The sequence below is a fragment of the Streptomyces sp. NPDC058375 genome (genome assembly GCF_042723425.1).
GTDB classification, from domain to species: Bacteria; Actinomycetota; Actinomycetes; order Streptomycetales; family Streptomycetaceae; genus Streptomyces; species Streptomyces durocortorensis.
This window is the reverse complement of sequence record NZ_JBHXJG010000062.1, coordinates 24544-32011: the sequence shown is the minus strand read 5'-3', so window position 1 is coordinate 32011 and position 7468 is coordinate 24544. Positions and strand designations below refer to the sequence as shown.

8 protein-coding genes are annotated in these 7468 nt (G+C 71.2%); 3 read left to right on the top strand and 5 right to left on the bottom strand.

What is annotated here, in order from left to right:
- The first annotated feature begins 139 nt into the window (after positions 1 to 139).
- Together ACFWM7_RS13445 and ACFWM7_RS13440 are read left to right on the top strand one after the other, a co-directional pair.
- Positions 140 to 340, top strand: coding sequence for a hypothetical protein (locus ACFWM7_RS13445; RefSeq protein WP_383259519.1), 201 nt, complete (start codon positions 140 to 142; stop codon positions 338 to 340).
- Between the two features lie 121 nt (positions 341 to 461).
- Entirely contained in the window at positions 462 to 1355 is an 894-nt protein-coding gene (locus ACFWM7_RS13440) for an oxygenase MpaB family protein (protein WP_383259510.1), read from the top strand.
- 45 nt (positions 1356 to 1400) lie between these two features.
- Here the strand turns inward: ACFWM7_RS13440 and ACFWM7_RS13435 are convergent, their stop codons facing one another.
- A complete protein-coding gene (locus tag ACFWM7_RS13435; protein WP_383259516.1) occupies positions 1401 to 2234 on the bottom strand; it encodes a PIG-L family deacetylase in 834 nt (277 codons plus the stop codon).
- Positions 2235 to 2569: 335 nt separating this feature from the next.
- On the opposite strand from ACFWM7_RS13435, the gene ACFWM7_RS13430 reads away from it, so the two are divergent.
- A complete protein-coding gene (locus ACFWM7_RS13430) occupies positions 2570 to 3463 on the top strand; it encodes a bile acid:sodium symporter family protein (RefSeq protein ID WP_383259507.1) in 894 nt (297 codons plus the stop codon).
- Between the two features lie 51 nt (positions 3464 to 3514).
- Here the strand turns inward: ACFWM7_RS13430 and ACFWM7_RS13425 are convergent, their stop codons facing one another.
- The 4 genes from ACFWM7_RS13425 to ACFWM7_RS13410 form a co-directional block, all read right to left on the bottom strand.
- Positions 3515 to 4489 carry an alpha/beta hydrolase gene (locus ACFWM7_RS13425; RefSeq protein WP_383259503.1) on the bottom strand — a complete coding sequence of 325 codons (975 nt, stop codon included), beginning with the start codon at positions 4487 to 4489 and terminating at the stop codon, positions 3515 to 3517.
- Positions 4490 to 4693: 204 nt separating this feature from the next.
- A complete protein-coding gene (locus ACFWM7_RS13420) occupies positions 4694 to 5662 on the bottom strand; it encodes an NAD(P)H-quinone oxidoreductase (protein ID WP_383259500.1) in 969 nt (322 codons plus the stop codon).
- Between the two features lie 56 nt (positions 5663 to 5718).
- Positions 5719 to 6435 carry a type 1 glutamine amidotransferase domain-containing protein gene (locus ACFWM7_RS13415; protein WP_383259497.1) on the bottom strand — a complete coding sequence of 239 codons (717 nt, stop codon included), beginning with the start codon at positions 6433 to 6435 and terminating at the stop codon, positions 5719 to 5721.
- Positions 6432 to 7466, bottom strand: coding sequence for a DUF3533 domain-containing protein (locus tag ACFWM7_RS13410; RefSeq protein WP_383259494.1), 1035 nt, complete (start codon positions 7464 to 7466; stop codon positions 6432 to 6434). The genes ACFWM7_RS13415 and ACFWM7_RS13410 overlap by 4 nt, the downstream gene beginning before the upstream one ends.
- Positions 7467 to 7468: the final 2 nt, after the last annotated feature.

Sequence of the window (7468 nt, the reverse complement as noted above, 5' to 3'; positions counted from 1 at the left end):
CTCCAGCGGTGGGGCCGGTGCGTACGCGCACCGGCCCCACCGCCGGTTCCGGCAGGTGACGGCGGGAACGACGGCGGCGGTGTCAGTGCGCTGGAGTAATCTTCCGGCCACCACCCACCGACGCGGAGGATCAGAAGCGTTGACCGGCCTGTCTGCCTTCCCGCTGCCCTTTCACGCATCCCGTTCCCCGGCGTTCGCGACACCCCGGACGCTGCGGGAGCTCCAGGTGGAGAAGTGGACCCTCGACGGCCGGATCCTGACCGCCGGGGTGGTCCAGCACGACACCGATCTACCGGTCTTGGTCGTCGTGACGCTGGAGCAGCCCGTCCCACACCTGTAGCGCCTTCCCCTCGTCCGTGGTCTCCGCCGTTCGGGGGCCGGGGGCCGGGGGCCGGGGGCCGGTGGGCGGCTCGATACCCTCGGCACCCTCGGCCGGGGAACTCAGAGCCTGGAGGCATCGCGTGGGACTGCGGGACCGGATCGCGGCGGAGCTCACAACGGCCTTGCACGGCGGGGACCTCAAGCTGGAGCGGTACGCGGCCCCGCCCGGCGATCCGGGGCTGTTCGGGATCACACCGCAGGACCCGGTGTGGCGGGTGCACGGGCAGGCCACCGGGATGCTCACCGGCGGGTTCGCCGCCCTCATGCTCCAGTCGCTGCATCCGCTGGCCATGGCCGGGGTCGACCAGCACTCGGACTTCCGCGCCGATCCGGTCGGGCGGTTGAACGGAACCGTACGGTTCATCACCACCACCACCTTCGGCTCCTCGCCCGCCGCCCGCGAGGTCATCGCCCTCGTCCGGCGCATCCACACCCGGGTGCACGGCACCGCCCCCGACGGCAGGCCGTACCGTGCGGACGATCCCGATCTGCTCACCTGGGTGCACACCGCCGAAGTACGCAGCTTTCTCGCCGGCCACCAGGCGTACGCGCCCCGGCCCCACCGGCTCACCCCCGCCGAGTGCGACGCCTACTACCGCCAGGCCGCCCCCGTGGCAGAGGCGTTGGGGGCGCGGGAGGTGCCGCGTACCTCTTCCGATGCGGAGAGCTACCTGGCCCGGATACGCCCCCGCCTCCACGCCACCCCGGCCGCGCTGGACTCGGTGCGCTTCCTCCGCGCCTTCGGACGCACACCGCGGGAGCGGCTGGCCGTCCGCCTGCTCACGAACGCCTCGGTCGGGCTCCTCCCCGACTGGGCCCGCATCGAACTCGGCATCCACCGGCCGGCCCCCGTCCGCACCCGCTGGGACCGGCCCCTGGCGACTGCCCTCGGACGCACCCTGGAATGGGGGCTCGGCCCCTCCCAGATCCAGGCGGCGGCGCGGGGGCGGCTGGCGGGGGCGCGGCAGGAGTGACGAGGACGCCCGCCCGTTGCCGCGGGGCCCCGGGCGGGCGGCGGGTCAGCGGAGTCCGGCGAAGAGGTCCTTCTCGGGTACGGCCGCGCCGGTGGCGTCCTTGACCCGTACGAAGGTCTCCATGCCCATCAGCTCGCCGAACCTCTCCTTGCCCATCCTGAGGAAGAAGATGTTCTCGCCCTGACTGGCGTGCGCGGCCAGCGCGTCGAACTTCTGGCCACTGTAGGCGGTGGTGTCCACCCAGGTGGTGACCTCGTCGTCGGGGAGCCCGATCTCGGCCATCGCGGCCTCCTCGGCCGGGTCCGGCTCCGGCAGGTCCTCCTGGAACTCGCGCATCATCTCCTCGAACCGGCGCATCGCCGAGTGAGGCATCGTCGTCCAGTAGACCTTCGGTGTCAGCTCGGTCATCTCCAGCGCCGCCATCGTGATGCGGTGGGCCTGGATGTGGTCGGGGTGGCCGTAGAAGCCGTTCTCGTCGTAGGTGACGACCACGTCGGGCCGGTAGTGCCGCATGAGTTCCGCGAGCCGGGCGGCGCCCTCCTCCACGGGGGTCTGCCAGAAGGATCCCGGGGCGTCGTTGCTCGGCCAGCCGATCATCCCGGAGTCCGCGTAGTCCAGCGTCTCCAGATCGCTCACCCCCAGAACCTCACAGCTCGCCTTGAGCTCTTGGCGACGCATCGCGGCGACGGCCGCCGGATCGTGCCCTGGTTCGCCGGGCTTGACGCCTCCCGGTCCGTCACCGCAACCGCCGTCGGTACAGGTCACGAGAACCGTGCGCATGCCTTCCGCCGCGTACCGCGCGAGGACCCCTCCGGTTCCCGTGGCCTCGTCGTCGGGGTGGGCGTGCACGGCCATGAGGGTCAGGGGCCGGTCGGTCATGAAGAGGTCCTTCCACGGGGTCAGGTCGGGGTCCGAGTGCGCGGCGGGCATACCGCGCTTCCAGGGCTCGGCCCCTCGGTCGATGCAACCGTGCCGACCGGGCCCGCTGTTCCCGACGCGGGCATCCGGTCCCTGACGGAGCAGGGCAGGTGCCCGACCTCGACGTAACAGGGCAGGCGGCCGACCTCGACGAAGCAAGGCAGGCGGCCGGCCTCGACCAAGCTCGGCCCGTGGCCGGAATCCACGCGCCAGAGTGTTGACGGTGTACACATTGCGACGTTACGTTCATGCGGCCGCCCCGCCGTCACTCCCCCGCCCAGGAGCCGAAGCCGCCCATGGACTCTCCCATCGCCACCGTCATGCTCCCGCTCGCCCTCGCCGTAATCATGCTGGGACTGGGCCTGTCCCTGACCGTCGACGACTTCCGGCGGATACGTCGGCATCCGCGCCCCGTCGTCGTAGCCCTGCTCTGTCAGGCGCTGCTGCTGCCCGCCGCGTGTTTCGGCCTGGTCGTCGCCTTCGGTCTCTCCCCCGAACTCGCCGTCGGCATGATGCTGCTGGCCGCTTCTCCCGGTGGGACGACGGCCAATCTCTTCAGCCATCTCTTCGGCGGTGACGTGGCGCTGAACGTCACACTCACGGCGATCAACGCGGTCGTGGCCGTCGTGACGCTGCCGGTCATCACCAACTTCGCCCTGCTCCACTTCGAGCCGGGGATCGGGGAGGACGGCCTCGGGCTGCAGTTCGGCAAGGTGCTCCAGGTCTTCGCCCTGGTGCTCGCGCCGGTGGTGATCGGCCTGGTCGTGCGCCGGCGCTCGGAGGCGTTCGCACTCCGCATGGACCGGCCGGTGCGCCTCCTGTCGGTGGTCGTCCTCGTCGCGGTGATCGTCGGCGCGGCGCTCGCCGAGCGGAGCAACATCGCCGACTATCTCGCGGACGCCGGGCCCGTGGCACTGCTCTTCTGTGTGCTGAGCCTGGCCACGGGGTACTTCGTGCCGCGCTGGGCTCGCGTCGACAAACCGCAGGCGATCGCCTGCTCCATGGAGATCGGCGTGCACAACAGCGCGGTCGCCATGACGTTGGCGATCAGCGTCCTCGGCAGCGTCAGCCTGGCCGTGCCCGCAGCCGTCTACGGCGTACTCGCCTACCCCGTCGCGGCGCTCGCCGGGCTGCTGATGACCCGTGTCGGCACCCGCCGCCCCGCGGAGGACGCCGGGCAGCCGGCCTGACCCGCGGCACAGCGCGCAGCGAGGTGTCCGGGTCCGCCGGCAGAGGTCGCCTCAGTCGTCGTGCAGAGCCTTCTTGAGGGCGTCGACGGCGAGCTTTCGGGCGACGTTCGCGGCGCGGGTGTCGCGCAGGCTGTCCAGGAGAAGGAAGTCGTGGACCATGCCCGCCACGCGGACGGAGGTCACGTCCACACCGGCCTCCCGCAGCCGGTTGGCGTACTTCTCGCCCTCGTCGCGCAGGACGTCGGCCTCATCGGTGATGACCAGCGTGTCGGGCAGGCCCCGGAGCTGGTCCAGGGAGGCCCGGAGCGGCGCGGCGTACGCCTCGGTGCGGTGCGCGGGGTTGCCGATGTAGGCGTCCCAGAACCACTTCATGCCGTCGCGGGTGAGGTAGTAGCCCTCGGCGAACTGGAGGTACGAAGGGGTGTTGAAGTCGGCGTCGGCGACCGGGTACAACAGGACCTGCGCCTTGAGGTCGATGCCTCCGCGCTCCTTGTTCATCAGCGCGAACACCGCCGACATACAGCCGCCCACCGACTCGCCGGTGACCGCGATCCGCGAGGTGTCCAGCCCGTGCTCCGCCCCGTGCTCCAGGACCCACTGGCCCACGGCGTAGTTCTGCTCGACCTGGGTGGGGTACTTGGCCTCGGGTGCGCGGTCGTAGACGGGGAAGACGCCCGCCGCCCCGGCCCCGACGGCGAGTTCGCGGAAGAGGCGGTCGTGGGTCTTGTCGTCGCCGAAGACCCAGCCGGCGCCGTGGATGTAGAACACGACCGGCAGCGGTCCGGTGGCCCCCTTGGGCCGGATGATCCGGGTGCGGACCGTGCCCCACTGGCCCGCGTCCACGTCGACCCACTCCTCGTCGACATCCGGGCGGGGCACGCTCGCGTCGCTCTGCAGGCCGAGCAGGATGTCGCGGCCCTTCTCCGGGGGGACCTCGTAGATCCGCGGATGCGGGTCCGTGGCCTCGCACAGCTCCTTCGCCGCCGGTTCCAGGTAGGGGGTGATCGGAGGAGGTAGCTCAGTCATGTCGACTCCCAGTCGCGGGCACACCGTGCGCCCTGTGTACGCGGCCCCGTCGGCCGCTGAGACATCGGCCGCCGGAGCCGTGCGCGCCCCGGACGGCAATGAGCGATTCCATACTTCGCGCCCCATTCGTCCCCCGCAACCGGCGCGGAACCCGGTCAGGCGTTCATGCGACGGCGGGGCCGGTGAGCGGCCGCCCGCCCCTCGTCACGCGCTCTCGCAGTTGACCAGGAGGATCTTGCCGACATGGCCGCCGGCCTCCATGAGGCGGTGCCCTTCGGCCGCGTCGGCCATGGGCACGGTCCGGTCGACGACCAGCTGGACGGAGCCGTTCTCGATCAGGGGCCAGACGTTCCGCTGCACCTCGGCGACGATCTCGGCCTTCCGCTCCTTCGACCGGGTGCGCAGCGTGGTGCCGTACACGGACGCACGCTTGAAGACGATCTCGGCGAGATTGAGCGAGCCCTCCAAGCCCTTCTGCAGCCCGATGACGACCAGGCGGCCGTCTGCGGCCAGCGAACGGACGTTGCGTTCGAGGTAGTCGCCGCCGATGACGTCGAGGATCACGTCGTAGGGGCCGTGCTCCGCGAAGTCCTCGCTCCGGTAGTCGATCGCCCTGTCGGCACCCAGCTCCCGTGCCCGGGCGACCTTCTCCGGACCGCCGACCGTGGTGACGACACGGGCGCCGAGCGCCTTGGCGACCTGGATCGCCATCGTGCCCACGCCGCCGAGGCCGCCGTGCACGAGGAGAGTCTCCCCCGCCTTCAGGCCCGCGGTCATGACGAGGTTGGACCACACCGTGGCGGTCACCTCGGGAAGCCCGGCCGCTTCCACCAGGCCGATCCCCTTGGGGACGGTGAGCAGCTGCCCGGCGGGGACGGCGACCTTCTGCGCGTAACCGCCTCCGGTCAGCAGGGCGCAGACCTCGTCGCCCACCTGCCATCCGGTGACCCCTTCGCCGAGGGCGCTGATACGACCGGAGACCTCCAGGCCCGGGTAGGGCGAGGTGCCCGGCGCCAGCGGGTAGAGCCCCATCCGCTGCATGACATCGGCCCGGTTCAGGGCGCCGGCCACCACATCGACGACCACTTCGCCGGGCACGGGCGCGGGGGCCTCGACCTCCACCCACTCCAGCACCTCGGGGCCACCCGGCTCCTTGATCGATACAGCCTTCATGACACTTCCCTCCGCGCAAGCCGTGCACGTCGCACGCAATGTTTACGACGCATACATTACGCCTGAGAGTATGCACTGTCAACATCGGCGCGGATGCGGCGGGCGAGATGTTCGGAGGACGGCGGGTTCTGCCCCGTGTACAGGTTGCGGTCGACAACGATGTACGGCCGCAGCGGCAGACGGGCCTTGGAGTACTCCGCCCCGCTCTCCCGCAGGCGGTCCTCCAGCAGCCAGATCGCCTTGCGGCCGAAGCTGTTGAACTTCTCCTCCAGGTTCGAAAGCCCCGTCATGCGGTACCCCGTGAACGGCCACGACCCGTCCTCGTTCTTCGCGGCGAACGCCGCCGCCGGCGCATGGCACAGCAGCGCGAGCGGCTTGCCCGAGGCGAGGACCCGGGTCAGGAGGGCGCCGGAGACCGGGTCGACCGGCAGATCCTCCATCGGGCCGTGCCCGCCCGGATAGAACACGACGTCGAACACGTCCGGATCGATCTCGCTCAGCACCCGGGGGCGCCTCAGCTGCGCGTCGATGGCGTCCAGGTACGCGGCCACCTCGCGCAGCTTCGACGGCCACCCCGCCGTCCTCGACATGCTCAGCCGGTCCAGCGTCGGGACCTTCCCGCCCGGCGTCGCGACGGTGGTCTCCCAGCCCGCCTCGGTGAAGATCTTGTGGGGCATCGCCAGTTCCTCGCCCCAGAACCCCGAGGGGTGGACCTCTCCGTCCCGCAGCGTCCAGCGATCGGCCGCCGACACGACGAACAGCACCTTCGTCATGAAGCCTCCCCGGGCGAACTCGGCTCCGTGGCGCGACGCTGCCGCAGTACGGCGGCGAGCATGGTGACGACGACTCCGGCGACCGCCCAGGCGGAGAGCACCAGCAGGGACGACGTCATGCTGTTGCCGTCGAAGTAGGTGATCGACCGGGCCGCCCAGGTGCCTGCTCCCGGTGGCAGGGCCGGCCCGATCGCCTCCCAGAACGGTGGCAGCATCGGCGCGGGAAAGGCCCCTCCGGCGCTCGGGTTCCCCATGATCACGATGAGCAGGATCGCCAGGCCGATGCCGATGACGCCGAAGAGGCCCTGGAGGGCGAGCGTCGCGGCGCCGACGGCGAAGACGATCAGCGCGCCGAGCCCCCACAGCGACCACACACTGCCCGGCAGAGCACCCAGGATCGGTCCGACGATGATGGCGCCGCCGAGTCCGCCGGCCAGAGCCACCAGCACCATGGTGCCGAGACGGGTGGCCGCGCGGGTCGGGTTGGCGGGACGGGCCCCGGTGCTGATCGCGAGGATCGACGCGCACAGATACCCGCCGACGCAGAGGCCGACGACCAGGTAGAACGAGGACAGCCCGTTGAAATCGTGCGAGGACGCGGGAGCCACGTCGACCAGGCGCGCGGTACGCCCCTGGCCCCCCAGCACCCCGCCGGTGAGCGAGTCCAGCGCGACGGACAGGGTCCTGCCGCCGCCCGAGGCAACGAGCAGGGTGTCGGTGGTGCCGCCCGGGCGCACCACGAGCGCACCGTCGATGTCCCGGTTCTCGATCTGCTTCCGTGCCGCCGCCTCGTCGGGCAGGGCGCGCGGGTCCAGCGGCGAGCCGGGCAGCCCGTCCAGGCGCTCCACCGTCTGCTCGACCGCGGCCGGCGGGGCCACCACTCCGAAGGCGACCTCCTTCAGCTTGGGCTCGTGCAACGCGCCCACATAGGAGACGACGAACAGCAGCTGGAGGGCGACGACCCCGATCACCAGCAGCGTGGCCCGGAGGGTGACGGCGCTCTTCACCTCGGACAGGGTGCTCTGTTTCATGG

Excerpts from the sequence above, each read along its gene's own strand:
- ACFWM7_RS13430 (WP_383259507.1), top strand. The coding sequence starts at position 2,570 with ATGGACTCTCCCATCGCCACCGTCATGCTCCCGCTCGCCCTCGCCGTA.
- ACFWM7_RS13425 (WP_383259503.1), bottom strand. The coding sequence starts at position 4,489 with ATGACTGAGCTACCTCCTCCGATCACCCCCTACCTGGAACCGGCGGCG.
- ACFWM7_RS13410 (WP_383259494.1), bottom strand. The coding sequence starts at position 7,466 with ATGAAACAGAGCACCCTGTCCGAGGTGAAGAGCGCCGTCACCCTCCGG.
- ACFWM7_RS13415 (WP_383259497.1), bottom strand. The coding sequence starts at position 6,435 with ATGACGAAGGTGCTGTTCGTCGTGTCGGCGGCCGATCGCTGGACGCTG.
- ACFWM7_RS13435 (WP_383259516.1), bottom strand. The coding sequence starts at position 2,234 with ATGACCGACCGGCCCCTGACCCTCATGGCCGTGCACGCCCACCCCGAC.
- ACFWM7_RS13420 (WP_383259500.1), bottom strand. The coding sequence starts at position 5,662 with ATGAAGGCTGTATCGATCAAGGAGCCGGGTGGCCCCGAGGTGCTGGAG.